The organism is Streptomyces nodosus (assembly GCF_008704995.1).
GTDB classification, from domain to species: Bacteria; Actinomycetota; Actinomycetes; order Streptomycetales; family Streptomycetaceae; genus Streptomyces; species Streptomyces nodosus.
Genome location: NZ_CP023747.1, coordinates 6,212,962 through 6,235,442, shown reverse-complemented (window position 1 = coordinate 6,235,442; position 22,481 = coordinate 6,212,962). Strand labels below are relative to the sequence as shown.

Genomic DNA, 22,481 nt, shown 5'->3' with positions numbered 1-22,481 from the left:
TGTCGTGCAGCGGCGTTCGGTGATCTCTCCGCGGACTCTTCGTCAATTGCAACCGCAGGCCTCCGCGTGAATCCCGCCCGGTGCGCTCGCCCGAGACATCCGGCCGGAATTGACGACCATTTCCCGCATGTGAGCGACATCACATTCCAGGCGGGGGTCACCCCCCGTGATGATCGGGATCGAAACGTTCACCTCTTCAGTCCGTAGACTTTGACCGGATCTCACGATCCAGCAATAACTGCACGCACACCCAAAACTCTTGAGGTCACGGCCGTCATGGAATGCTTCTGAAGTACGAGCGAGTGGCCGAGAACCGCCTGTCCGGTCTCGATGAACCTCGAGGACGGGCCGCCTGCCGAGAACGTCAGCAATCCGGGACAAAGTTGATCAGCTTCGGCGACACACGGTGACGCGCGTTGCCGCTATCGTGATTCCCGCAGGCCAGAACCCTTGTCGCCACTTGTGCGGCTGATCTACTCTCCACTGGTCGCGAGTTGAGGCTCCCACTCGGGGGCCTTCTCGCGAGGCACGGCAACCAAATGTGCGACAGGGGGAGACGGGCATGAGGGTTGCATTCCGTTCACAACGTGTCAGCTGACGTGTTGTGACGCTCAGGGAACTCCTCTGAGCTTCTCCATATCTCGACCCATGCGGTCAGCATTTCCGTGTGAATTTTGCGATGGCGACCCTGCGGTCGATCCCCTTTCTGGCCAGCCGGCTGCCGTGTGTTCATTTACTCGTCGAAATGGCATCTCCATGCCATAAAGGGAGTCAGAATGAAGTCTGCCGTGATACGTTCAGGAATCGCCGCCACCGTGATGCTGGGCCTCATGACGGCCACTCCGGCTGCATCGGCGGCCGAGCACCCTGCCCTCAAGGCGAATGCGCCCATCTCGACCGTGAACATCAACGGCATCCAGGTGTCCACGGAGGCATCGGCAGAGACGAGACGTCTCATCGAGGCCAACTCCGTCGCTGCTGTCGCCGCTGCCAATGTGTGTGGCTCCGGCTACACGATCTCTACCGGTGCTTACCGCTACGGCACCTACGGATCCACTTACACCTGGACCAATGGCACTTCGGGCTCCGGGTACTACGACAAGCCGATCTGTGCCGTCTTCTTCAATGACACCGGCGCCAGTCGATCCATGGGCGTGCGCCTGTACTCCAATTTCACCGCGGATCCCGCGGACGAGGACTTCGGCACCTTCAGCTCCTACGCCGGTCCGGTGTACCAGAAGCGCGGATACTGCGGCAAGGTCTACTCGTACATGAAGGATGCGAGCGGCAAGGTCGTCGTGGACAACTACGGAACCGTCGGGTCCTGTAACTGAGCCCGAGCACACCCGGTTCCCGTAGCCGTCGCCGTTGTCGCGGTGACAGCGCTGGTCCTCTCGGCATGCAGCAGGAAGGCGGGGGCGCCGGTTCGCCGGCGGCCCCCGCCGTCGCGACGCCTCGATTCGTGGCCGGCACATGCGGGCTCAACGAGCCGTCAGGGCCCTCAACCCCGCGAGCGCCCGCCAAGAGCCCCCCGATGCGTACATACGTCCGCCCCGGCCGCAGAATGATCGCCCTATCTCTGATCATCACGGCGAGGAGCGCGGCTCATGGCAGGATCCACCACTCAGCAGGACCCGGGGCGGACGACGGCGGCCCCTGAGGCGGCACCCCCGGGGACCGAAGGGCTGGGGCAACTGCGGGAGACATTCCTGCCGAAGCGCTTCGGCACCCTGCGGATCACCGCCCTGCTGCTCATGGGAATCGTCGGTCTGATCGTTCCTCCCGTGGGCGCCTACTTCATCTGGCTCGCCCTCAAGACGCCCGATCTCTCGAGCAAGCAGGCTGCCCGCCGACTTCACCTCTTCGAGCACGGCCTGGCCGAGGTGGGCAAGAACGGCGAGGTCTCCGTCTTCCGCTGGGACTCGACGACCGCGACCCAGGAGATCACCGAGCGGTACGCGAACGGCCTCTACGTCGGGACCACCTATGTCTACACGCTCTACCGCGAGGACGGTACGAGGCTCAAGGTGACCGACTTCTACGCCCAGCCCGAGCACTGGGGCCCGGCGGTCCAGCAGGAGATCACCCGGGCGCAGCTGCCCGGGCTGCTCACCGCGCTGGAGCAGGGCCGGACCCTGGCCTACGGGAGCCTCACGGTGAGCCTGGGCGGTGTGGCCACGGCGAAGGGCAGCCTGACCTGGTCGGAGATCGAGAAGATCGACATGGCGCAGGGAATGCTGCTGCTGTGCAAGTCGGGCAAGAAGCTGCCCTGGGCGAGGGTGCAGATCAAGAAGGTCCCGAACCTCTTCCTCTTCCTCGCCCTCGCCGACCGGCTCAGACACGGCGGCCCGCGCCAGGACGCCTGATCGCCGGTTCCGCCGGAACACGGAGCGCCCGGGACCGCTCGAAGCGGCCCCGGGCGCGGTGTCCGGCCATGCCTTCGTCCGGCACCGGGTTCCGGGTTCACGCCTCCCTGCGTGCACCGCGCAGGACCGCCGCCGCCACCGAGCCGAGTATGAGCACCGCGGCGGTCGCGAGTGCTCGCTGGGCGTGGTCGGTCGCCGTGTGCCGCAGGAACTGGTCGGGCATCCCGCTCAGCATGGTGGGAAGCCAGTGCGACACCTGGGGCAGAGCGCCCAGGAGCGGAAGCCCGAAGAGGACGAGAAGGGCGTAGCCCACGGTGCCGAGTGTGGTGCGTGCCAGCGTGCCGGCCAGCGCGGTGACGGCAACCGCGAACACCAGATAGACCGCACCGACGAGCGCTGTCTGCCCCATGGCGACCGTGTCGGGGTTTCCCAGCAGTACGGCGGTCTCGTACCACGCGGCGAGCAGCCCGGCGAGGTAACCGCCCACGGCCGCGACGGCGCTGACCACTAGCCTCGGCACGAGGAGATCGCGGTAGCGCGCGGTGCGGGACCGGTAGAAGACCGAGAGCGCCGGCTTGGCGTCGACCGAGCACGCGTACGCCGCCACGACGACCGTCACGATGAGGCCGATCTGCAGCGCGCTGCTCACATACTGGCTTATCCCGTCCGCCGGGACGGGGGGCGGGACGATGATCGTCACCTGTTGGCCGTGGTTGCCGGCGTGCTTGAGCAGTTGCGGGGTGTACCTGGCGAGCAACGGGCCGGTGAACCCGAAGAGCACGAAGACGCCCAGCAGCGCGATCAGCCGTCGGGTGCGCAGCAGCCGCAGCCACTCCACACGCCATACCGACAGTTCCCTCATACCGCACCTGCCTGGTCCGTCCGCCGTCCCTCGGGGGGCCGGTGTGGTGTACGGGTCAGTGCCAGAAAGGCGGCTTCCAGGTCGGCGTCGAGGGGGCGAAGGCTGATCAGTGCGGCACCGGCCGCGGCGATCGCTCCGGGCAGTTCCCGTTCACCGACGTCCGTGCTCTCCGCCTCGACACGCACCGAACCGTTGCCCTTCACCTGTACCGAGGTGACCCATTCCTGACGCCGCAGCAGGTCGACCAGCGGTTGCTCGGTCTCCTCGCGCACGCGCAGCTCCCAGGCCGGCCGGAGGTGCCGGTCGATCAGGTCGCGTACCGGACCCTGGAAGAGGATCGTGCCGCGGTCGAGCACGCCCACGGTGTCGGCGACCCGCTGGACGTCCGCCAGGACATGGCTGGAGAAGATCACGGTGCGGTCCCGGCCGAGCCGGGCTATCAGGGCCAGCATGTCCGCCCGGCCGACCGGGTCCAGCGCACTGCTGGGTTCGTCCAGGATGAGCAGTTCGGGCTCCAGGATCAACGCGACCGCCAGGCCGAGCCGTTGCGTCATACCGCGGGAGAAGCCGCCGGTGCGCCGGTCGGCGGCCTCGGTCAGGCCGACGTCGGCCAGTACCCGCGCGACCGGAACGGGGGACGAGGGATCGGCGTCCCGTGTCCCGCGTGCCGCGCGTCCGGAACGGGTGGCCAGTCCGTACGACTGACGTACCACCTCGGCCGCCGTGAGCCAGGGTTCGAACTCGGGGGCGTCGGGGCAGACCGCGAGCCGGCCCGTCCCGAGGGACAGGCGGACCTCACCGGCGTCGGCTCGGCGCAGGCCGGCGACGATGGACAGCAGCGTCGTCTTTCCGGCGCCGTTCGGGCCGACCAGTCCGTAGACACCGCCTCGGGGCACGACGAGGTCCACACCGTGCAGCCCCGCGCCGTCGCCGTAGTCGCGCACCAGGCCGGTGGTCGTGACCGCCGGCGTGTTCATCGGCCCTCGCCGCGGCCCACCATGAGGTAGGCGATGGCACCGAAGGGGTTCACAAACAGGCACAGCAGCACCCAGGCCCAGCGGGGCATATGGCGGGAGTCGGCATGCCGGGCGAGGTCGACCAGGCAGTAGGCGACCAGAGCGAGCTCGGCGACGGCCAAGGGGACGATCGCAGCCCAGGGGATCCCCGACGCATGGGCTATGGCAGCTTGCACAAGACAGAACTCTCTGTGGGGCGGTGGATGCAGAGACGCAGGCCACCGGCGGGTGTTAGCGAACCGGGCAGCGGCCGGCGATGTCACCGGCGGCGGATCATGGATGAACGCGTTACGGCGTCTCCGGCGGGAGAATGAACATCCCGGCGACCTTCTCGTCCGTGTCGAACGCGACCCGGGCCTTCATGTCGCCGGCCTCGTAGCGCATCGGAATGTCGACGACCGTGTGATCACCGATGCGCCGGACGAACGACTCGGCCTGGCCGAATCCCTCGAACGCGCCGACCAGGCCGGCGACCGTGGCGAGGCTGTCGCCTCGCACCTCGTCGGTGAACGCCGCCAGGACTTCGGCGTTGAACGACCGCCGGGCTTCGTCCATCCGGCCTTCCAGCACCGCCGTGACGACGGTGAGGGCGCGGGCCGCAGCGTCGGCCATGTGCACGGTCTTGTCCATGGGTGCTCCCGTCCGGGGATCGATGGGTTTGCCGAACCGCTGGAAGGCGGCTTGGCGGGTGACTCCCAGCAGGTCCCCGATCTCCTGCCAGGTGTGGCCGGCGTCGCGAGACTGCTGCACGCACAGCTTGAGCAGTTGTTCCGCCAAGCCGTCGACCGCCTGGGAGCGCCGGACCAGGTCGAGATAGGCCTGCGGTTGCAAGGGGCTGGCCAGCGCGTCGGCCAGGCCCCCGGCACGCTCGGCCAGCAGGGCGCTCAAGGCGGTGAGAGTCATCGGGGAATCGTCCACACGTAAAGGATGCCTTTACATCTCTAGACGTGTCAAGGGTTCCTTTACACCACAACCGACGGCCGCACCCCCTGGACGACCTGCAAAGTCGCCAACCGGAGAGCCCCTCGACCCGTGGCGCACCACCCTCGATGTACTTATATGACTATTTGAGCTGAATGAGGAGTTCATTGGCATTCAGTAACAGTCGGCGCTTTTCGGGGATTTGCCGGTTCCGGAGGGGCAGGATCGACACGTCCCCGGCCGAACAGGTCCGGGAAACGGCGGGGTTGAAGCCCCGGCTCGCACAGAAAGGCCTGAACATGATCAACGGATTGAAGAGGGCCGCGGCCCTGGGAGCGGCGACGGTGGCCCTCGCGGCGGGCGCGCTCGCCGGCACGGTCGGCACCGCATCGGCCGCGCCGCAGCACCACCGGCCGCCGGTGGCGTCGCACCACTGCAAGAAGACGGTGGGCCACTGGGAGCGGCGCTGGCACCCGGAGTACCGGGACCGGCACCACCACCGGCACGCCGGGTACTGGATCCGCGTCTGGCGCCCCGCCCACCAGGACTGCCGCCGCTGACCCCATAGCCGCCACCGGCACCCCTCTCTCCTCCCGGCAGGAGCCGCAGCGATCCGACCGGCCCCGGCACGCCTCTTCGACGGCGTGCCGGGGCCGGTCGTTTCGGTCGGATCGGGGTGGCCCCGGGTCGGTCAGGCCCTGGCGATGCTCCTGCCCGGCATCGGCTCCGCGAGTGCCGTCCGCCATTCAGGCGCACCGAAGGCGTCCGTGAAGTACTGCGTCTCGTGCACCACGTGCCCGTCGGCGAATTCCATGATGCTCACCGAGTGGCTGGGCACCCCGTCGTAGGTGATGACGCACTCGCTCACCCACAGATCCCCGCTGCCGACGATCCGCTGGACAGTGAAGTGCCGGCTGGCGGGGTGCCCACCGCGTTGCGCCGAGATCGTCGCGCGCCCCCGGAACCGTTCACCCGACTGGGGATAGTCGAGGATCGCGTCCGCGGCGTAGATGGCGTGCTCCGCTTCCACATCCCCACGTTCCGATGCCCGCCAGTGTTCCTCGAGTGCGGCCCTGGTCCGCATATCAGGATCCATCGCCTTGTCCCCTCGCCAGAGCGTTGCCCCGGACTCCCCCGAGCGTCCCCGTCTTCCCCGACTTCCTCGTCTGTGCAGGTCAGCAGGGGGTATGGAGGGTGTCCGGGCCGTGATGATCGTTCACGGGTTCCACTGTCCTTCAGGAGCCGTCCGGGACCCATGAGTGCCCCACCTGCGAGTTGTCCCGGCCCGGGCCGGGCGAGCCGCCTCCGGCCGCCTACCCGGACCACTCTTCCTGGGCCGCTGAGGACAGGCTAGCGGCGCCGGCACTCGATCGCCTGGCGGCACTGGTGACCGCCATCATGGGGACATGGCCAACCCGAACCTGACCACCGGCAGTATGTGGCGGCTCCACCATGGCGACCAGGAGATCGCCCGGCTGATGGTGACAGGCCCCGAAGTCGAGACGCTCCCTGGCTTTGAAGAGTTCCGTCGCCTCTTCATGACGAGCCCTGCGACGCGGTGAACCCATGACACGCTGGGTTCGCTGTTTCTGGGACGAGGACTCCGTCTGGTTCTACTTCGAGCTGGACGCCGATGGGTACGTGCTCCGGCAGGTCGAACTGCAGGAACCCGGAGGCAAGGCATTGGCCGCCGCCTCGCTGGCCGAGTGGCAAGAAGCCCAGAGAGAGGGTCGGTTGGCCGCATACGAGAGCATCTACGGTCTGACCGCCGAGCCGCCCATCTCTGAGTGGGAGGGACACGACCCGCAGTGGTTGTCGGCCGATGACTTCGAGGTCGTGTGGTCGACCGCCCGTCGACAGCTCCAGGATCGTCAGCGGCGACATCCTTCCTGAGCGCATCCATCCGACAACACTGGCGCAGAGGCAGTTGCCTTCAAGGGTGCCGCATCTTGGCGGCTCGGCGGCTGTCTAAGGTCACATGCATGTCGAGGACCACACCGCCGCGCCCGCTCGATGTCGAGGCGCTGTTCCCGGAGCTGTCGGCCTACCGGGGCACCACCACCCGGCTCCATCCGCGCCCGGGCCGACCCGACGTGGCGGACAGTTCCGTGGGCGGTCCGCTGCTGTGGCCGGTGCACGAACCCTGGCCGGTATGCACCGAGTCCCACCGCCACTCGCGTGGTCGTCGCCCGGCGGACATTCACCGGTATCGGCAGATCCTGGCTTCTGCATGGCGCCGTGAACCGGGCTCCGGCCCCACGGACGAGGAACGGCTGCTGCTGAAGCAACTGGACCAGGGACACCGCGTTGAAGAGTCCGCTGCGAACAGTCCGCTGCCGCTTATCGGCCTAGCCCAGCTGTACCGGAGGGACATCCCCGACCTGCCGGCCGGGCCGGACGGCTGTGATCTGCTCCAGGTGTTCTGGTGCCCCTTCGACGCACACGGCCCCACCGGCTACGGCATGCTGCTCGACCTACGCTGGCACCGGTCGTGGGAGGTCACCGAAGTGCAGACCTCACCGCCACAGCCACAGGTCGTCGGCTCCGAGGGGTACGTGCCCGAGGCGTGCGTGCTTCATCCGGAGCAGGTGGCCACCTACCCCTTCGCCGGCCTCCTCCCGGAGGACCTGTGCGCCCGGATCGACGCCTGGGAAGAAGCGCTGGAGGAAGAGGCCGAGCAGTCGACGGACGAAGATGCCGTGGAGCCGGTGAGCTACCAGTACGACCTGTCCATCCCACCAGGATGGCGCGCCGGCGGTTTCGCCTCCTGGCACACCACCGACCCGTCCCCCATGAACTGCCGGACCTGCTCGACACCGATGGACCTGCTGCTGACCATCGACAGTTCGGAATGGGACGGTGGCAGCGGCAGCTGGAAGCCGCTGGAAGAACAGGGCCTGCCAGCACGCCTGTCCGCCACTCCGACCGAGGTCACCGTGGGCCGCTGGGGCGAACTCAACATCTTCACCTGCCCCGAAGAGCCCACCCACCCGCACCGCTGGAGCATCCAGTAGGCCACTCAGCCATACCCCATGCACGTACTTGAGGGAGGACATTCCCCGTGAGCAGCCTGAGCCCCGAGCCTTCCCTCGGAGGAGCGGGGAACGCTCGCGACATCTCGTGCTGTCAGGCATCGTCCGGCGGCTCAATATGAGCCTGTGCAGTGCGGCAGTACGGTCTCGTTGCGAGAAGCCGAAGGCGCATGAGGTGATATCCGCGTCGTTCACCATCACCCTGTGCTGGTGGATATTTCCGGAGGCGACGCGGCGTTCACGGTAGGCGCCGCTTGAGGCCGTGATGGCGTCATTGGCGCACGTCGTACCACTGGGCTCGATACCGTTACACGAGAAGCCGTAACACGTGGCGGTGGCTGCGCGTGGGCAGTCGGGGCGGTGAAGGTGATCGTCCCGCACAGCAGCGCGGTGGAGGAGCTGCGTCTGCGAGGCACAAAGAAGTGAAACTGCCTGATGGGCGGGCCTGAAACGCTGTAGGCCGGCTGACCGCGCGCGGCGTCCCCGGCTTCAGTCTGGGGGCGGCGCAGCTCCGGGCCCGCGGCTGGCTGAGCCCGAAAGGGACGGAAGCGTGCTGATAGCAGCTCACGAAGACGGCGTGCGTATCTCGGACGGTTCGGCGACCTGCGAGTCACGGGGAGAGGCAATCGATTACTGCAGATGCGCCACCGAGGTGATGTCGACAACGGACAGGTGATCCAGCGTGGTGATCGCGCAGGAGGGGACACTGTGTTGCATCAGGTCGTCCGGTACCGCGCGGTCACCGATCAAGGTGCGCAGCAGATCCACGGTGACCCCGCCATGCGTCACCAGAGCGATGGGGCCAGGTTCTTCGGTCAAGTCGGTCAAGCATGCGCGCAGGCGTTCGGCGGCAGCGCGGGAGGAGTCACCGCGGGCAGGTACCAGATCCCGGTCCTCCACTGTGGCGGCCCAGTCCTTGAGGAAGTCTTCCATGGGCTGGGATCCGTCCCAGTTCATCCGCTCGCGGATACGAGCGTCTTGCTGAACACGCAGGCCGGTCGGCGCGGCAATGATCCCTGCCGTCTGACGAGCGCGCCGCAGAGGGCTGCTGAACACCGCGCGCAGGCCGAGCTGCCGCAGCCGCTCAGCTGTTCGCGCAGCCTGGCGTCGCCCCAGATCGGTCAGGCCCGGATCGCCGGGCTGAGGTTCCTTCTCCGCGTGCTGCACCAGATAGAAGAGGGTCACACCAGGCAGGGTGACGGACCAAAGTGATGTCGGCCACCGGATATCCGCCAGGGGCCTCGCTCGGGCTGTGGCCGGCAAGGGGCGGCCTCCCCAGTGGATGCCGCCTCTCTCTTGCCCTGTTCGCTCTGGTCGCGGAACGCCAGGCCGCCCGATGCAGCAGCTCGGCTTGACGGGGCGCGTTTCGGAATGGGGTCGCTCGGTTCGACGTCGGTTCGCGTGGCGGCTACCCGTCGGAGCGCTTCGGCGACCGGGCGGACAGTGCCCGGCCCAGCGCCAGCAGGCTGAGGCCGAACATCAGGACGCCCAGGGGGACATGGATCGACGGCACATGGGCGATGCCCAGCACCACCTGCACCGAGGCGAGTACGAGAAAGCCGGACGCGTGCAGGATGGGCCGTGGCGCCCCGCCGCCCGGCCGCCACGCCAGGATCGCGGCAAGAACGTACAGCATCGATGCGCCGTACATCACGCGCGCTCCGACGCTGTGCAGCACCTCGCCGTGGGAGGAGGACAGCAGCAGTCCGGCGGTGACCGCCTGGAAGAAGATGGCCAGGGTCTGCAGGGCGATCGCGATCTGTAGGAACGTGAGGCTGCGCTGTTCTGCCGTCGTCCGTGTGGTGGCCATGACGCTGTCCTCTTCTCTGCCTCGCGGCGCTGATCGGTAGTCTCCGGGTAGTCCGACGACGCAGGCCCGCGAAATGTGAGGCGAAGCGCCGAACTTCACGGTCCGGCGCGGGATTTCACCGAAAGAGGCGGACGAGAAGGACCAGGGAGCGAACGCGGCCATGAGCACCCCGCCCGAGCGAGGGCACGACCGGTCCGAGCCGAGCCTGAGCGCGATCGTCGGCGAGCGGCGTCAACTGATCAATCTCGCCTATCGGCTGCTCGGTTCGCTGACCGAGGCCGAGGACGCCGTGCAGGAGGCCTACTCCCGCTGGTACGCGATGTCCGGGCGACAGCAGCAGGCCGTCGAGTCGCCCGGCGCCTGGCTGACGACGGTGGCCGGCCGTATCTGCCTGGACCTGCTCGGCTCGGCGCGGGTCCGGCGCGAGCGCTACGTCGGCCAATGGATACCCGAGCCGCTGCCCGACCGTACGGAGTGGGTCAGCGGGTCGGCGGGCGGCGACGGGGCCGACCCCGCCGACCGGGTCACCCTGAACGAATCGGTGAGCATGGCGTTTCTCGTCGTACTCGAGTCGATGACGCCGGCCGAACGCGTGGCGTTCGTCCTGCACGATGTCTTCCGCTACCCCTTCACCGAGATCGCCGGGATCGTCGGCCGGACGCCGGGGGCCTGCCGACAGCTGGCGTCCTCGGGCCGGCGGCGTATCGGCGCCGCGCAGGCTTCGGCGGTTCCGACAGCCGGGCAGGCCGGTCTGGTGCGTCATTTCAAGGAGGCGTGGGAGGCCAGGGACATCGAGGCCCTCGTCGGACTCCTGGACCCTCACGCCACGATGATCGCCGACGGCGGCGGACTGGTCAGCAGTGTCCTCCGCCCGGTCGAGGGCAGCGAGAACATCGCCCAGTACCTGATCCATATCGCGGGCAGAGCCCCCGGGCTGACGCTCCTGGAGCGTACGGTCAACGGTCAGCCCGGGCTGGTCGCCCAGCACTCCGGCGTCACCGTGACCGTGGCGGCGTTCGGCCTCGACGGCGACCGCATCACGCGCATCTGGGCGATCCGCAACCCGGAGAAACTCCGTCCGTGGAACGGGACCGGACAGACCTGACTCAGCACCTCGATCCACGGCCCGTGGACATCACAAGCCCCGGGAACCGCCGTACCTCTGATGGCGCCCCCACCACCGCGTCAGGTCAGCCGGTCAGGAGTCCTCCCCACGGGCCGCGGCCATGGTGGATTCGTAGACGCGCAAGGTGTCGAGGAAAAGGCCGCGTTCCCGCGGGGTGAGCCTCTCGAAAGCGGCGCGCCAGGCGACCGCGCCGGCGGCGAGCCAGTCCTCGACGGCGTCCTGTTGTTCGGAGGCGATGGCGATGATGGCGCGGCGCCGGTCGGAGGGGTCTTCGCGGCGCTCCAGCACGCCCTGCCGGGTGAGATCGCCGACCATGAGGCTCACCGTGGTGGGCGCCACCTCCAGGCGGCGGGCCAGCTCGTTGACGCCGAGCGGCCCGTCGAAGACCAGGTAGCCCATGAGCGACAGATGGCGCGGCGCGAGGTTGAAGGAGCGCAGCCCGGGAGGCGGGGGCGTCCGCTTGGTGCGGGCGACCACGCGCGGCATCAGCAGCAGGATCGCGCGGATCGCCTCGTCCACGTCCGGCGCGCCCGCGTCCTCGGCAGGCTCAGGATCGGTTGACATGCCTCACACTTCCAAATAGCTTTGCTCTCAAAGCAAAGCATTTTCCTTGTGACGATGCTAGCCCGAGGCGTCGCCACAGGCCACCAAGTGCCCGGAAAGAGCTCCGGAAAGAGCGAGGTCATGCCCGACAACGCCCTCCCCCAGGACCTGGCAGCCTCGGCAGCCGGGCCCCCCTTCTCCCCCGCGCCCCTGGTCGCCCCCGAGCCCCGCTACAGCCCCAAACGCTGGCTCGCGCTGGCGGTGACCCTGCTCGCGGTCCTGATGGACATGGTCGACGCGACCGTGATCAACGTCGCGCTGCCGTCGCTGCGCGAGGACCTGCACGCCTCCTCCACCCAGCTCGAGTGGTCGGTGGCCGGCTACACCCTGGCGTTCGCCGCCGGGATGATCGCCGGCGGCCGGCTCGGCGACCGCTACGGCCGGCGGCTGATCTTCATGGTGGGCCTGGCCGCCTTCACCGTCACATCCGCGCTGGCGGGGCTCGCCGACGGGCCCGACATGCTGATCGCCACCCGGGTGCTGCAAGGTGCCTCCGCCGCGCTGATGGTGCCGCAGGTCCTCGCCATGGTGCAGGTGGAGTTCCCCAAGGCCGAGCAGCCGAAGGCGATGTCGATGTACGGCATGACGTTCGCGCTCGGCGGCCTGGGCGGGCCGCTGCTCGGCGGTGTACTGCTGGACGCGGACCTGTTCGGCGAGGGCTGGCGGCCGATCTTCTACGTCAATGTGCCGATCGGACTGCTCGGCCTGCTGGGCGCCTGGCTGCTGGCCCGCGAGTCCCGCCGGGAGGGCGCGCCGGGCGCCGACCCGACCGGCACGCTCATCGTCACCGCCGGCCTGGTGGCCCTGCTCTACCCGCTGGTCGAGGGGCGCACCCTGGACTGGCCGTGGTGGACGGTGGTGCTCATGCTGCTGTGCCCGGTGATTCTGTTCCTCTTCCACCGGTACGAGCAGGGCGTGGTCCGGCGCGGCAGGGCGCCGCTGATCGACCCTGACCTGTTCCGCTTCCGCGGCGCGGTCGGCGGGCTGCTGGTCGCGGTGGTCTTCTTCGGCGGCACCGCGTACACGCTGGTGCTCACCGTCCATCTGCAGACCGGCATCGGCTACTCGCCGCTGCACACCGCGCTGTCGATGATCCCGTTCACCGTCGGTGTGGGTGCCGGCTCCGGGTTCGCGCCCCAACTGATGGTGCTGGGGCGGCGGCTGGTGGCGGCCGGGTCCCTCGTCATGGCGGTCGGCATGACGGTGGTGCTGCTCACCATCGACCGCTACGGCAGCGGGCTGCACTCCTGGCAGTTGATCCCGGGGCTCGTCATCTCCGGCTTCGGCATGGCGATGGTGGCCGGCACGCTGGTCAACATCGTGCTGGCGAAGGTGCCGCGGGAGCACTCCGGACCGGCCTCGTCCCTGGTCAACACCACCATCCAGGTGGGCGTGGCGGCCGGTGTGGCGCTCATCGGCACCGTGTACTTCGGGCAGTTGGAGGACGGGCACTCTCCGGTGCGTTCGGCGGAGGTCGGGCTGTGGGTGGTCGTCGGGCTGTATGTGCTGTCGGCGGCGGTGGCGTTCGTACTGCCCGCCGGGCGGGTGGAGCCCATCGACGAGACGGCCGAGGAGGCGACCGCCGAAGTGCGGGTGGACGCGGCGGGTCCGGGCGACAGCGGGGTGGCGACGCCCGCGGCGCGGCCGTCGGTGCGGCAGCCCTGAGGCCTTCGTGCGGATGAGGCCGGATCAGCCCGGCCCGATCCGGACGAGAGGCCGTGGCGGTACTCCTGGTCGTCGGTGCGGACGCGCCGACGACCAGGAGGTTCCCGGACCCGGTCCGGTGGCGGGCCCCCGTCGCGCCACCGGACCGGCCCGTTTCCTCGAGTTCCTCGGGCGCCACGCCGGCCTCGGTGAGCGCGCGGCAGCACAGCCGTGCCCCGGAGCCTGCGCCGCAGCCCCTCCCATGTCGCCGCGCCGCCCCGCACCGCCGGTCCGGACATTCCCGCCACCCTCCTGCTGCCCGCCGAAAGTCACCTCAGGGTCGGCGGCGCGGGTCGAGCTCCTCTGGAGAGCCGGTGGAGGGCGGGTCAGGCCATCCAGAAGAAGACGGCCGTCATACGCCTCTCCGCCAGGTCGCTGCCCCAGTAACCGGTCGCGCTGTGCATGATGTTGGCCTTGTAGAGGAGCAGCCGGTTGTAGCGCTGGGGGACGCGGATGTCCTCGGTGAACGCGTCCGAGGGAACGTACCGCGTACCCAGCGCCTCGACCAGGTTGTTGTGCGGTGCCTGGACCATGTTGCCGCCGAGGACGCCGCCGGGCAGGTTCTGCCGGTAGAAGCTCGTACCGCAGTCCTTGGGGATGTTCGGGCTGAGGTAGAGCACTGCGGCATAGCGGCACAGGGCACGCGAGTCGGTGTGCGGACGTGGTTCGCCCTCGGTTCTGCCGACGACCTGGACACAGTTGTGGTTCAGGGTGCCGCCGCCGGGCGCGGTCTCCTGCCACAGCTTCCGCGCGCCGGTCTCCCGGCACACCAGCCGTTCGAGCCGGGCGAGTTCACCCGGTTCGAGCCCCGGCATGGTCCGCAGCCCCGGCCAGCTCTCCTGTGTGTAGGGGTACCCCTTGGTCCAGTCGTCCTCGTCTCTGGCGAGACAACGGGCCCGTATCTCGTCCACGTTGGGCAGGACGTCGTCGAGGATCCAGTAGTCACGGCCGCGCGTGGGCTTGCGATACGGGAGCACGGGCAGGCGTGAGAGCGGGGGTTGTGGGGGCACGGGGGTGAACATACATTCCGAGATCGCCACCGTTCTCTCTTCCGTTGGTCAACGTTCCGCCAACTCGACCGCCCTTGAACTGGGGGAATTCCGGGGGCCCGACGCCCCCGCGGTGGTACGTCGCAGGCGCTGTCTCCGAGCCGGGCCTCCGAACGCCGCGCGGGCGCGGTGGCCTTCGCGCGCTCAGTCGCCGCCCACCCGGACCGTCTCCACCCAGGAGGGTGGTGGCTCGGCCCCTTCGCCGATCAGTGCGGCGATCAGCCGACAGGACGCGGGCTCCGCGGGCCACGGGGTCAGTCCGTCGGTGAGTACGACCACGATGCCAGGGCGGTCGGGCCGTGCCAGTGCCGCGTCGATGCCCACCCGCATGTCGGTGCCGCCCCCACCGGCCAGCGTGACCTCGTCCACAGAGGTCACCCGGGACACCGCCTGCACATCGGCGTCGCAGGCCAGTACGGTGACGCGATTGCCGCGCAACCCGACCTCACTCAGCACGCCGGTGATCTCTCCGAGGGCGGCGTCGAGTTCCTCCTCCCCCATCGAGCCGGAGGTGTCGACGACCACGGCCACCCGGGGAAGCGGCCGGCGCAGGCTGGGCAGGACGATGCCGCGCAGTGCCGGGGTACGGCGCGACGGACGACGGTAGGTGTAGTCGACGGCCCCGCCCGCCCAGGCTGCCGCCTCACGGACGGCCCCGGCGAGGACCTGCCGCCAGTCCACGGTGGGCTCCAGAACCTGCTCGGCCCAGCGCTGCCAGCCACCCGGGAGGGTGCCCCGGCCCCGCTGGTGGGCCCGCATCGCCTCGGCGGTGGTCCGGCGCAACGCCTCCGCCTCGGCGGGGCCGAGCCGCGCGGGTCCGTCGTTCCCGTCGAGCTCCCACGGTGCCGGAGAGCCATGGGCTCCCGAGCCGCAGTCGAGCGACAGATCGTGGCTGTGCGGTATGCGGGAGAGGTACGCCTCGAACATGCCGCCCGTGGGCAGTCCGAAGAGGCGTGGTTCCATCCGGCCGGCGGGCAGCGGAAGGCCGTCCGCGATCAGGTCGTCGTTGATCTCGCAGTCCTGTGCGACATTGAGCCGGAGAGCGTCCCGCTGGTCGCCCGCGGGCAGTCGGCCGGCACGGCCGTGGTGGTCACGCAGCAGATGTGCCACCTCATGGATCCACACCGCCGCCAGTTCGTCGACCGGCGTGGCCCGGACGAATCCGGGCGAGACATAACAGCGCCAGTGACGGTCCACCCCCATGGTCGGGACCCGCGAACTCGGCACGACGGTGAGGGCGTACAACGCGGAGGCGAGGTACGGCCGGTCGGTGGCCGCCCGGTAGCGGGCGGCGAGCAGCTTGGTCATGTCGATCCGGTCGGGGTCTTTGTGAGGCTGCGTCATGTGCCGTGCCCTCGCCGGCCCGATCAGTTGCCGCCGGGCAGCGCGCCGGACAGCTGCAGCAGGTCGAGAAAGGCGTCGATGCCGTCCGGCACGGGCCAGTCGGTGTCCCGGAGCGCGGCCAGATCGACCGCCGCGCGGGCGGCGACATCGGGCACCCCTCGGTCGACGGCCTTGGCCAGGACGGCCCAGCCGGCCTCCCAGCGCTCGCGGGTGAGGTGGCTCTGGACCGCGGCGACCACCGCGATGAGGAAGGCGAGCTGACGGTCTCCCCGCTCCGGCAGGGCGAAGGCGTCGGGGTCGGCCAGGACCCGGTCGGGATCGGGCAGGTCGAGATTCTCGAGGTAGGACAGAAACTCCATACCGGCCCCGTCCCCGACCGCTCCGGTGAGCGCGGCGGCCACCGCCTCGTGGCCGACTCCGGTCGCGTACCCGGTGGCGAGCAGCTTCAGCGCCATCTCCCAGGTGCGCGGCGAGGGCCAGGCGCGCCCCCGGGACTGCGCGTCCCCCGGCAGATGGTGGACCAGGCCGGGCCGAGCGGTGAGGAAGCCGGAGACCGCCCCACGTGCCCGGGCGACGGCGCCCGGCACCCTGGCGCGGTCGACGACCGGCACCGTGAACTGTGGCCAGGTGCCCGTCATCCCGCGTGCGACGGTGCGGGGGTCGTGCGTCCAGTGGAGGTGGACGAAGCGGTTGGCGAGCGGCGGGCTGAGGTGCCAGCCGTCGGCGGCGCTGGACGGCGGGTTGGCCGCGGCGACGATCCTGACCGGCTCGGGCAGGACCAGGCTGCCGACACGGCGTTCGAGGACCACCCGCAGCAGTGCGGCCTGCACGGCCGGCGGGGCGGAGGACAGCTCGTCGAAGAAGAGCAGGCCCTGTCCGGTGCGGGCGAGTCGTACCGCCCAGTCCGGTGGGGCCATCGGCACACCGGTGGTGGCCGGGTCGTCGCCCACGATCGGCAGACCGGCGAAGTCGGACGGCTCATGGACGCTGGCGATGACGGTCTCCAGCGGGCAGCCGAGCCCGGCGGCGAGCTGCTCGATACCGGCCGACTTCCCGATACCGGGCTCGCCCCACAGCAGCACCGGCTGATTGGCCGTCACCGCCAGGGACAGGGCCTCCAGCTGAGGGTCGGCCGAGGGCTCGCCACGGCGGGCGCGGAGGCGGGCGTTGAGGTCGTCCGCCGCGTCCAGGGGGCTGGTCGTCACTGGTTCTCGTCCTCCGGACTTTCGTCCTCGTCCACGTACGCGTCGTGATACTCGTCCCACCACTCGTCGCCGACGCCCGGGTGCTCGGCGCGGACCCGCTGGGCGAGGAAGTCCAGGTCGGTCCGCTTGTACCGCCGGATCGTCTGGGCGAGCGACAGATCCATCTTGCTGTAGGCGTCGGTCGGCGCGACGACGTCGATCCGGGCGCCGGCCGTGAGCAGTGCCTCCACCAGCGCCCGCGAACCGCCGTCCTGGACGACCGAGTAGAGGGGCGTGCGACCCTGTCTGTCCTTCGCCTCCAGGCCGAGGCCGGCCTTCAGGAGCCGGGGCAGCAGCGCCTGGTGGTCCAGCAGGTGCAGCACATGCAGCAGCGTGCGCCCTCTTGCGTCACGGACCTGCGGATCCATGCCCGCGTCCAGCAGGGCCAGGACGCTCGGGGTGTCGCCGTGCTCCACGCACTGGAACAGTTCCTGCCGCTGGAGTCGCAGCGCCTTGGGCAGCCGGCCCTCGCCCGACCGCCATGCCTGCTGGACCGCGAAGCAGCCGGTGACCGCGCCGCCGAAGGCCCGCATCGCCTGCTCCCGGCGCTGCTCCTCCTCGGTGTGCGGCATGTCCAGCCGCCCTTCACGCACGATCAGTTGATGCCAGACGGCGTCCCGGCAGCGTACCCGGACGGGCTGTGGGGCGGCGGGTGCGGGCGGACCGACCGGACCTTCGCCGACGGGGAGTCGGGGGAACAGGGACGCGGCGACCAAGGGGTGCAGCTGGGCAGGCTCCACTCCCCCGACACGCAGCAGGTCGAGATCGGGGAGCCGCCGCCAGACGCCCTCGGCCAGGGCGGGCGTCGCCTCGGCCTCCGCGCGGCCCACCACCCGGGCCCTCAAGTCACCCCGTGGGCCGTTGCGTTCAAGGAGTACGACGCTGCTCCAGTCGCCGGCCACGAGCCACCGTTCGTCACCGGTGCGGGCCGTGATGCGCCGGAGTTCACGGTCGAGGCCGGCCAGATCGAGCGCCAGCCGCTCCACGATGGGAAGAGGTTCCCGCTCATGCCACTTGTTGATCTTGACGGGGACGAGGTCAAGGCCGATGCCTGCGGCGGCGAACCCGGCCTCGACGCCGTCCCGTTCGCGGAGCAACGTGATCCATTCGGTGCGGGCGGCGATGTCGTCGGGACCGGGGTCCTCGACCGGAAGCCGGGCCGGATCGCGCGGGGTGCCGTCGGGAAGGAAGAACGGTGCGCGGTCCGGACCGCCGCCGCAGCGCTCCCGGAGCTCGTGCGCGTACCGGGCGTCCCACAGATGGCGGGCCACGGTCCAGTCCTCGACCCCGGGGGCCGACCGGTACGACCCGGTCCCCGGGCGGGGCTTCCCGAATCGGAGCGACACCCGCTGAGGCCCCTTGGTCATCGCGGGTGTGGTCAGATGCAACTGCGCGTCGCTGGTGCCGTATTCGGCCAGGACCACGGTTCGCGCCGTGGCCAGCGTCGTCCGCCCGCCCAGCGCCCGGGGCAGATGCCAGCGGACCAGGTCGGGCACCAGGTGCCGCAGGTCCTCCTCCAGCCGGACGGCGACCTGCCCGCCGTGCGTCCGGGAGATGTCCTCCAAGGTGAAGGTGACGTCCACCAGGCAGACGGCACAGGCTCCGGCCCAGTCGCCGGCGCGGCGACGGCGCTCCGACTGCTCGATCATCCACCGGGGCACGGCATGGCGCCGGATGCGCCGCCAGGACGACTGCTCGTCCCGGGGGAAGGCCGCAGGGACCGGGCGCGGGGTCACCGGTAGACGCTCCCTATCGCGCGCAGATCGGGGTGTGCGGCGGACGCGGGCCGCAGGCGGCGCGCGAAGGACCGCTTCACCTTGCGCGGCAGACCCGGCCCCAGCCCCACGTATTCCAGGCAGGACCGCTCCTCCACCGCGGACAGCAGGGCCTTGGCGCCTCGTCCAGTCAGGCCGGTGTGCCGCAGTTCCAGGCGGCGCAGCGGGCTGCCGGGCAGGGCCGCGGCCAGGGCGTGGACGCCTGCGTCGCCGGACGTGTTGGCGGGTGCGCCGAGGCTCCGCTCGGACGGCGGACGTCCCAGGTCGAGCATCTCGATACCGCCGAGAGCCCCCGCGAGGGCGCGCGTGCCGACGGGCCCGATGCCGTTGCCGCCCAGCCCGAGGCGGACCGGGCGGCCGGGGTCGCCGGCGACCGCGGCGAGGACGGCGGCGCCCTCGTCGCCGAGGTGGTTGGCGGGCAGATACAGTTCGCGGACCCCGGCGTCGCGGACGAGTGCGGCGAGCAGCGGCGCGGCCTCGGCGGTGAGCCCGTTGCCCCCGAGGAACAGCCGTTCCAGGGGACGGGAGCGTCCCGTCAGGGCCTCCAGGAGGGCGCGCAGCCCGTCGGGCCCGATCCCGGTGTTGACCAGATCGAGGGTGCGCAGCGTGGCGTTGGTGCGCAGCATCGCGGCCAGGGCGCGGACACCGTCGTCACCGGCCGGGTTGCGCTTGAGCCACAGGGCGTGGACGGTTTCGTCCGAGGCCAGCGTCTCGGCGAGGGCCGTGACACCGTCGGGGCCGATCCGGTTGCAGCCGAGGTAGAGCGTGCGCAGCCCGTGCCCGGGCACCAGGGCGTCGGCGACGGTACGGGCACCGCGGTCCCCGACGGCGTTGGTGCCCAGAAGCAGATGAACGGCGTGCGGCGAAGCGGCCGCCACGGGCAGCAGCCTGGTCGCGCCGGCCGCCCCGAGTCCCTGCTTGCACAGATCGATCCGCCCGTCCGCGCGCACCGTGCCGAGCGGAAACGCCTCGTCCGCGGCGACGGGCAGCGGCGACTCCAGCCGGACGAGGAGCGGATCGAGTCGCGCCGGATCGGCGAGTGGAAGGTCCGGATGCTCAACAGCAGGGCAGCGTACGGGTGTCGGCTGCGTCATCACCACTCCACCGGTCCGTCCTGGCCGACGCCCCGGTGCAGGGCGGACGGCGGAATCGCAAGGGTGGCAAGGCCGGTCGGATTCGAACCGACGTCCTCCAGCTCGCAGCTAGGGCGCGACGACCTCTGCGCTACGGCCTTGCCGCTGGTGAGCATAGTGGCTGCCGCAGACATGTTCGATCACGGGACGCGCCCGTGCCGGTGTCCGTGTCCGGCCTGAACCTGCGCGAGCAGCAGGGCCGTACGCGGGAAGCACCGGACCTGTGAGAAAAAGGCACCATGCTGCATCTGCGTCTGATAGCCCCGGTGGAGAAGACCGACGAGGTGGTGCGCCTGATCGAAGAGACGGTCGGCACCACCCATCTGATCGTGGTGCGGGGTGCCGCCCGCAATCCCGCCGGGGACGTGGTGATGTGCGACGTCGCCCGCGAGTCGGGAGAGGAACTGATCGGCGGACTGAAGGGTCTGGGGCTGGAGGAGACGGGTTCGATCGCGATCGAGAACATCGACCTGTCGCTGTCCCGGCGCGCCGACAAGGCCGAGGAGGAGGCACCGGGCGACGGCGCGGACGCGGTGCTGTGGGAACAGCTCGCGGACGAGACGCACGAGGAGTCGACGCTCTCGGTCACCTATGTCGCCTTCATCACCCTCGCCACGATGATCGCGGCCTGCGGTGTCGTCCTCGACAACGCGATCCTGATCGTGGGCGCGATGGCGGTGGGCCCGGAGTTCGGCCCGCTGGCGGGAATCAGCACGGCGCTGGTGCAGCGGACGCCACGGCAGGCACTCCGCTCGCTGACCGCGCTGCTGGTGGGCTTCGCGGCAGCCATGCTGGTGACGGTCGGCTTCACCTACTTCATGGACGCGTTGGACCTGTTCAGCAAGGTCCAACTGGAGGCCGTGCGCCCGAACACCAACTTCATCTACCATCCGGACCCGTTCTCGTTCGTGGTCGCCGTCCTGGCGGGCATCGCCGGCACGCTGTCGCTGACGTCCGCGAAGTCGGGTGCGCTGGTCGGCGTCGCGATCTCGGTGACCACCGTCCCCGCGGCGGCCAATGCGGCCGTGGCCTTCTCCTACGACGAGTACCGTCAGGCGTGGGGCTCCAGCGAACAGCTCCTGCTGAACCTGCTCGGCATCGTCCTGGCGAGCACGCTCACGCTGCTGGCCCAGAAGTGGCTCTGGTCCAGGCAGCACCGACGTGCCGCAAGGACGGAAAGGGTCCAGCCCCAAGGCGGGTGACTCAAGGTGGTCGACGGTCGGGCTGCGGCTGAGTAATTCGTACATCTGCCCACGTCCGACCGGGCACGATATCGCTCATGACAGCAACGCCCCCTCAGCTCTCCGGGCTTCCCTATCACCGTATGGCCCGGTACACCGCTTTCCACCGCTGGTGGCGACCGCTGCTCGGCACTCTGCTGCTGGTCTGCGGGTCGGTCCTGGTCTCGGCCTTCCTGTACATCCTCGCCGATGTGCTCGGCAGGGCCGCCGGCTACCCGGAACTGCCGAACGGGGACGTCGACTTCGGTCCGATTCCGGGCACGGCCATGGATCTGGCGTTCATAGCCCTGGATCTTCCGCTGGTCCTGCTGACCGTCCGCTGGGTGGGCCGGCGTCCGGCCGGCACGGTGTCGTCGGTGACCGGGCGTCCGCGGTGGCGATGGCTGGCCTGGTGCCTGCTGGCAGCGGTCCCCGCCATGATGCTGCTGCCGGCGGTCTCGATCTTTCTTCCGGACGAGCAGGGCGACGCCGGAGCGGCCGATGTATGGGTGGGGTGGCAGACGTTCCTCCTCTCCCTGGCCATGTTGGCCGCCCTGGTGCCTCTGCAGGCCGCGGCGGAGGAGTATGTCTTCCGGGGCTGGCTGTTGCAGGCGGCAGGGAGCTTCGTCCGCTCCCCGTGGTTCGCGGTGCTGCCGCAGGCGGTGCTCTTCGCGGCCGCGCACGGCTGGGGAACGGCCTGGGGCTTCGCCGATCTGGTGTTCTTCGGCCTGGTGGCCGGCTGGCTGACCATCCGCACGGGTGGCCTGGAGGCATCCGTCGCCCTGCATGTGATGAACAACCTGCTGGCCTTCGGTCTGTCCGCCGCGTTCGTGGACGGCCTCGCGTCCGACGACACGGCGGCCGACGCCCCCTGGCAACTGGCCGTCGCCGACATGTCGACGGTCGCGGTCTATGCCGCGATCGTGCTGTGGCTGGCCCGGCGCCGTGCTCCGCTGAACGTGTCTCCCCCGGCCCCGGCACCGACCGCGCCCTCCCTTCCGTACCCGCAGGCACCGCATCCGTACGGCCCGTACGGCCCGTACGCGCAACCGCAGGGTCCCTACGGCCCGTACGCGCAACCGCAGGGCCCGTACGGCTCGTACGCGCAGCCGCAGAGTCCCTACGGGCCGTACCAGCAATCGCAGGGCATGTACGGGCCGTACGGAACGCCGCCACCGGCCCCGGACGTGCCCGACGCCGGTGGGTCCGACGCCCGCGAGCAGCCGCCTCACCGGCGCGGCGAGCCTCGGGACGGCTGAGGCGCCGGGCTCGACAC

Annotated in this window: 23 protein-coding genes and 1 tRNA gene; 10 read left to right on the top strand and 14 right to left on the bottom strand. The window is 70.0% G+C overall.

Going from position 1 to position 22,481, the window contains the following annotated elements:
* Positions 1–776: 776 nt before the first annotated feature.
* Positions 777–1,334: a hypothetical protein gene (locus tag CP978_RS27875; RefSeq protein ID WP_221501003.1), complete on the top strand. Its 558-nt coding sequence runs from the start codon at positions 777–779 to the stop codon at positions 1,332–1,334.
* Positions 1,335–1,607: 273 nt separating this feature from the next.
* Entirely contained in the window at positions 1,608–2,366 is a 759-nt protein-coding gene (locus CP978_RS27870) for a DUF6585 family protein (RefSeq protein WP_043445286.1), read from the top strand.
* A gap of 97 nt (positions 2,367–2,463) precedes the next feature.
* On the opposite strand, the gene CP978_RS27865 is transcribed toward CP978_RS27870, so the two are convergent.
* From CP978_RS27865 to CP978_RS27850, 4 genes are all read right to left on the bottom strand, one after another.
* Positions 2,464–3,228 carry a hypothetical protein gene (locus CP978_RS27865; RefSeq protein WP_043445284.1) on the bottom strand — a complete coding sequence of 255 codons (765 nt, stop codon included), beginning with the start codon at positions 3,226–3,228 and terminating at the stop codon, positions 2,464–2,466.
* Positions 3,225–4,205: an ABC transporter ATP-binding protein gene (locus CP978_RS27860; protein ID WP_052454321.1), complete on the bottom strand. Its 981-nt coding sequence runs from the start codon at positions 4,203–4,205 to the stop codon at positions 3,225–3,227. Before CP978_RS27860 ends, CP978_RS27865 begins: the two co-directional genes overlap by 4 nt.
* Positions 4,202–4,366 carry a PLD nuclease N-terminal domain-containing protein gene (locus CP978_RS35030; RefSeq protein WP_158508357.1) on the bottom strand — a complete coding sequence of 55 codons (165 nt, stop codon included), beginning with the start codon at positions 4,364–4,366 and terminating at the stop codon, positions 4,202–4,204. Before CP978_RS35030 ends, CP978_RS27860 begins: the two co-directional genes overlap by 4 nt.
* Positions 4,367–4,532: 166 nt before the next feature.
* Positions 4,533–5,147: a DUF3887 domain-containing protein gene (locus tag CP978_RS27850; RefSeq protein ID WP_052454320.1), complete on the bottom strand. Its 615-nt coding sequence runs from the start codon at positions 5,145–5,147 to the stop codon at positions 4,533–4,535.
* Between the two features lie 317 nt (positions 5,148–5,464).
* Between CP978_RS27850 and CP978_RS27845 the strand changes: the two genes are divergently transcribed.
* On the top strand, positions 5,465–5,725 hold the full coding sequence (locus tag CP978_RS27845; RefSeq protein WP_043449663.1) for a hypothetical protein: 261 nt from the start codon (positions 5,465–5,467) through the stop codon (positions 5,723–5,725).
* A 131-nt stretch (positions 5,726–5,856) separates the two neighbouring features.
* Here the strand turns inward: CP978_RS27845 and CP978_RS27840 are convergent, their stop codons facing one another.
* Positions 5,857–6,249, bottom strand: coding sequence for a nuclear transport factor 2 family protein (locus CP978_RS27840; RefSeq protein ID WP_227745479.1), 393 nt, complete (start codon positions 6,247–6,249; stop codon positions 5,857–5,859).
* A 322-nt stretch (positions 6,250–6,571) separates the two neighbouring features.
* Here CP978_RS27840 and CP978_RS35025 point away from each other — a divergent pair, with 322 nt between their 5' ends.
* The 3 genes from CP978_RS35025 (at position 6,572) to CP978_RS27830 (ending at position 8,179) form a co-directional block, all read left to right on the top strand.
* Positions 6,572–6,727 carry a hypothetical protein gene (locus CP978_RS35025; RefSeq protein ID WP_158508356.1) on the top strand — a complete coding sequence of 52 codons (156 nt, stop codon included), beginning with the start codon at positions 6,572–6,574 and terminating at the stop codon, positions 6,725–6,727.
* 4 nt (positions 6,728–6,731) lie between these two features.
* Positions 6,732–7,058: a hypothetical protein gene (locus CP978_RS27835; protein ID WP_043445280.1), complete on the top strand. Its 327-nt coding sequence runs from the start codon at positions 6,732–6,734 to the stop codon at positions 7,056–7,058.
* Between the two features lie 89 nt (positions 7,059–7,147).
* Positions 7,148–8,179, top strand: coding sequence for a hypothetical protein (locus CP978_RS27830; protein ID WP_043445278.1), 1,032 nt, complete (start codon positions 7,148–7,150; stop codon positions 8,177–8,179).
* A 648-nt stretch (positions 8,180–8,827) separates the two neighbouring features.
* Here the strand turns inward: CP978_RS27830 and CP978_RS27825 are convergent.
* Together CP978_RS27825 and CP978_RS27820 are read right to left on the bottom strand one after the other, a co-directional pair.
* Complete coding sequence (locus CP978_RS27825; protein ID WP_043445277.1) at positions 8,828–9,382, bottom strand: histidine phosphatase family protein; 555 nt, start codon at positions 9,380–9,382, stop codon at positions 8,828–8,830.
* A gap of 223 nt (positions 9,383–9,605) precedes the next feature.
* A complete protein-coding gene (locus tag CP978_RS27820; protein WP_043445276.1) occupies positions 9,606–10,007 on the bottom strand; it encodes a hypothetical protein in 402 nt (133 codons plus the stop codon).
* Between the two features lie 160 nt (positions 10,008–10,167).
* On the opposite strand from CP978_RS27820, the gene sigJ reads away from it, so the two are divergent.
* Positions 10,168–11,112, top strand: coding sequence for an RNA polymerase sigma factor SigJ (gene sigJ / locus CP978_RS27815; protein WP_043445275.1), 945 nt, complete (start codon positions 10,168–10,170; stop codon positions 11,110–11,112).
* A gap of 93 nt (positions 11,113–11,205) precedes the next feature.
* On the opposite strand, the gene CP978_RS27810 is transcribed toward sigJ, so the two are convergent.
* A complete protein-coding gene (locus tag CP978_RS27810; RefSeq protein WP_043445273.1) occupies positions 11,206–11,697 on the bottom strand; it encodes a MarR family winged helix-turn-helix transcriptional regulator in 492 nt (163 codons plus the stop codon).
* A 120-nt stretch (positions 11,698–11,817) separates the two neighbouring features.
* Here CP978_RS27810 and CP978_RS27805 point away from each other — a divergent pair, with 120 nt between their 5' ends.
* Complete coding sequence (locus tag CP978_RS27805; protein WP_052454318.1) at positions 11,818–13,401, top strand: MFS transporter; 1,584 nt, start codon at positions 11,818–11,820, stop codon at positions 13,399–13,401.
* Positions 13,402–13,766: 365 nt separating this feature from the next.
* On the opposite strand, the gene CP978_RS27800 is transcribed toward CP978_RS27805, so the two are convergent.
* The 6 genes from CP978_RS27800 to CP978_RS27775 form a co-directional block, all read right to left on the bottom strand.
* Positions 13,767–14,462, bottom strand: a complete 696-nt coding sequence (locus CP978_RS27800; protein ID WP_174498739.1) for a DUF6445 family protein — start codon at positions 14,460–14,462, stop codon at positions 13,767–13,769.
* Positions 14,463–14,633: 171 nt separating this feature from the next.
* Positions 14,634–15,833 (bottom strand): vWA domain-containing protein, encoded by a 1,200-nt coding sequence (locus CP978_RS27795; RefSeq protein WP_043445272.1) that lies wholly within the window; start codon positions 15,831–15,833, stop codon positions 14,634–14,636.
* 23 nt (positions 15,834–15,856) lie between these two features.
* The gene (locus CP978_RS27790) at positions 15,857–17,038 is read right to left on the bottom strand and encodes an AAA family ATPase (RefSeq protein ID WP_043445271.1); all 1,182 of its coding nucleotides are present in this window, start codon (positions 17,036–17,038) and stop codon (positions 15,857–15,859) included.
* Positions 17,035–18,813 (bottom strand): ankyrin repeat domain-containing protein, encoded by a 1,779-nt coding sequence (locus CP978_RS27785; protein WP_043445270.1) that lies wholly within the window; start codon positions 18,811–18,813, stop codon positions 17,035–17,037. Before CP978_RS27785 ends, CP978_RS27790 begins: the two co-directional genes overlap by 4 nt.
* Complete coding sequence (locus tag CP978_RS27780; protein WP_043449657.1) at positions 18,810–19,946, bottom strand: leucine-rich repeat domain-containing protein; 1,137 nt, start codon at positions 19,944–19,946, stop codon at positions 18,810–18,812. Before CP978_RS27780 ends, CP978_RS27785 begins: the two co-directional genes overlap by 4 nt.
* Positions 19,947–20,010: 64 nt before the next feature.
* Positions 20,011–20,086: transfer RNA gene (locus tag CP978_RS27775), tRNA-Arg, on the bottom strand.
* Positions 20,087–20,224: 138 nt separating this feature from the next.
* Here CP978_RS27775 and CP978_RS27770 point away from each other — a divergent pair.
* Positions 20,225–21,187 (top strand): DUF389 domain-containing protein, encoded by a 963-nt coding sequence (locus tag CP978_RS27770; protein ID WP_043445269.1) that lies wholly within the window; start codon positions 20,225–20,227, stop codon positions 21,185–21,187.
* A gap of 77 nt (positions 21,188–21,264) precedes the next feature.
* Positions 21,265–22,464 carry a CPBP family intramembrane glutamic endopeptidase gene (locus tag CP978_RS27765; protein WP_227745478.1) on the top strand — a complete coding sequence of 400 codons (1,200 nt, stop codon included), beginning with the start codon at positions 21,265–21,267 and terminating at the stop codon, positions 22,462–22,464.
* Positions 22,465–22,481 lie beyond the last annotated feature (17 nt).

What these genes read in the sequence shown, in the direction of transcription:
- sigJ (WP_043445275.1), top strand. Translation starts at nt 10,168, where the DNA reads ATGAGCACCCCGCCCGAGCGAGGGCACGACCGGTCCGAGCCGAGCCTG.
- CP978_RS27765 (WP_227745478.1), top strand. Translation starts at nt 21,265, where the DNA reads ATGACAGCAACGCCCCCTCAGCTCTCCGGGCTTCCCTATCACCGTATG.
- CP978_RS27795 (WP_043445272.1), bottom strand. Translation starts at nt 15,833, where the DNA reads ATGACGCAGCCTCACAAAGACCCCGACCGGATCGACATGACCAAGCTG.
- CP978_RS27865 (WP_043445284.1), bottom strand. Translation starts at nt 3,228, where the DNA reads ATGAGGGAACTGTCGGTATGGCGTGTGGAGTGGCTGCGGCTGCTGCGC.
- CP978_RS27835 (WP_043445280.1), top strand. Translation starts at nt 6,732, where the DNA reads ATGACACGCTGGGTTCGCTGTTTCTGGGACGAGGACTCCGTCTGGTTC.
- CP978_RS27780 (WP_043449657.1), bottom strand. Translation starts at nt 19,946, where the DNA reads ATGACGCAGCCGACACCCGTACGCTGCCCTGCTGTTGAGCATCCGGAC.
- CP978_RS27845 (WP_043449663.1), top strand. Translation starts at nt 5,465, where the DNA reads ATGATCAACGGATTGAAGAGGGCCGCGGCCCTGGGAGCGGCGACGGTG.
- CP978_RS27860 (WP_052454321.1), bottom strand. Translation starts at nt 4,205, where the DNA reads ATGAACACGCCGGCGGTCACGACCACCGGCCTGGTGCGCGACTACGGC.
- CP978_RS27830 (WP_043445278.1), top strand. Translation starts at nt 7,148, where the DNA reads ATGTCGAGGACCACACCGCCGCGCCCGCTCGATGTCGAGGCGCTGTTC.
- CP978_RS27870 (WP_043445286.1), top strand. Translation starts at nt 1,608, where the DNA reads ATGGCAGGATCCACCACTCAGCAGGACCCGGGGCGGACGACGGCGGCC.
- CP978_RS27840 (WP_227745479.1), bottom strand. Translation starts at nt 6,249, where the DNA reads ATGCGGACCAGGGCCGCACTCGAGGAACACTGGCGGGCATCGGAACGT.
- CP978_RS27770 (WP_043445269.1), top strand. Translation starts at nt 20,225, where the DNA reads ATGCTGCATCTGCGTCTGATAGCCCCGGTGGAGAAGACCGACGAGGTG.
- CP978_RS27800 (WP_174498739.1), bottom strand. Translation starts at nt 14,462, where the DNA reads ATGTTCACCCCCGTGCCCCCACAACCCCCGCTCTCACGCCTGCCCGTG.
- CP978_RS27810 (WP_043445273.1), bottom strand. Translation starts at nt 11,697, where the DNA reads ATGTCAACCGATCCTGAGCCTGCCGAGGACGCGGGCGCGCCGGACGTG.
- CP978_RS35025 (WP_158508356.1), top strand. Translation starts at nt 6,572, where the DNA reads ATGGCCAACCCGAACCTGACCACCGGCAGTATGTGGCGGCTCCACCAT.
- CP978_RS27805 (WP_052454318.1), top strand. Translation starts at nt 11,818, where the DNA reads ATGCCCGACAACGCCCTCCCCCAGGACCTGGCAGCCTCGGCAGCCGGG.
- CP978_RS27875 (WP_221501003.1), top strand. Translation starts at nt 777, where the DNA reads ATGAAGTCTGCCGTGATACGTTCAGGAATCGCCGCCACCGTGATGCTG.
- CP978_RS27850 (WP_052454320.1), bottom strand. Translation starts at nt 5,147, where the DNA reads ATGACTCTCACCGCCTTGAGCGCCCTGCTGGCCGAGCGTGCCGGGGGC.
- CP978_RS27820 (WP_043445276.1), bottom strand. Translation starts at nt 10,007, where the DNA reads ATGGCCACCACACGGACGACGGCAGAACAGCGCAGCCTCACGTTCCTA.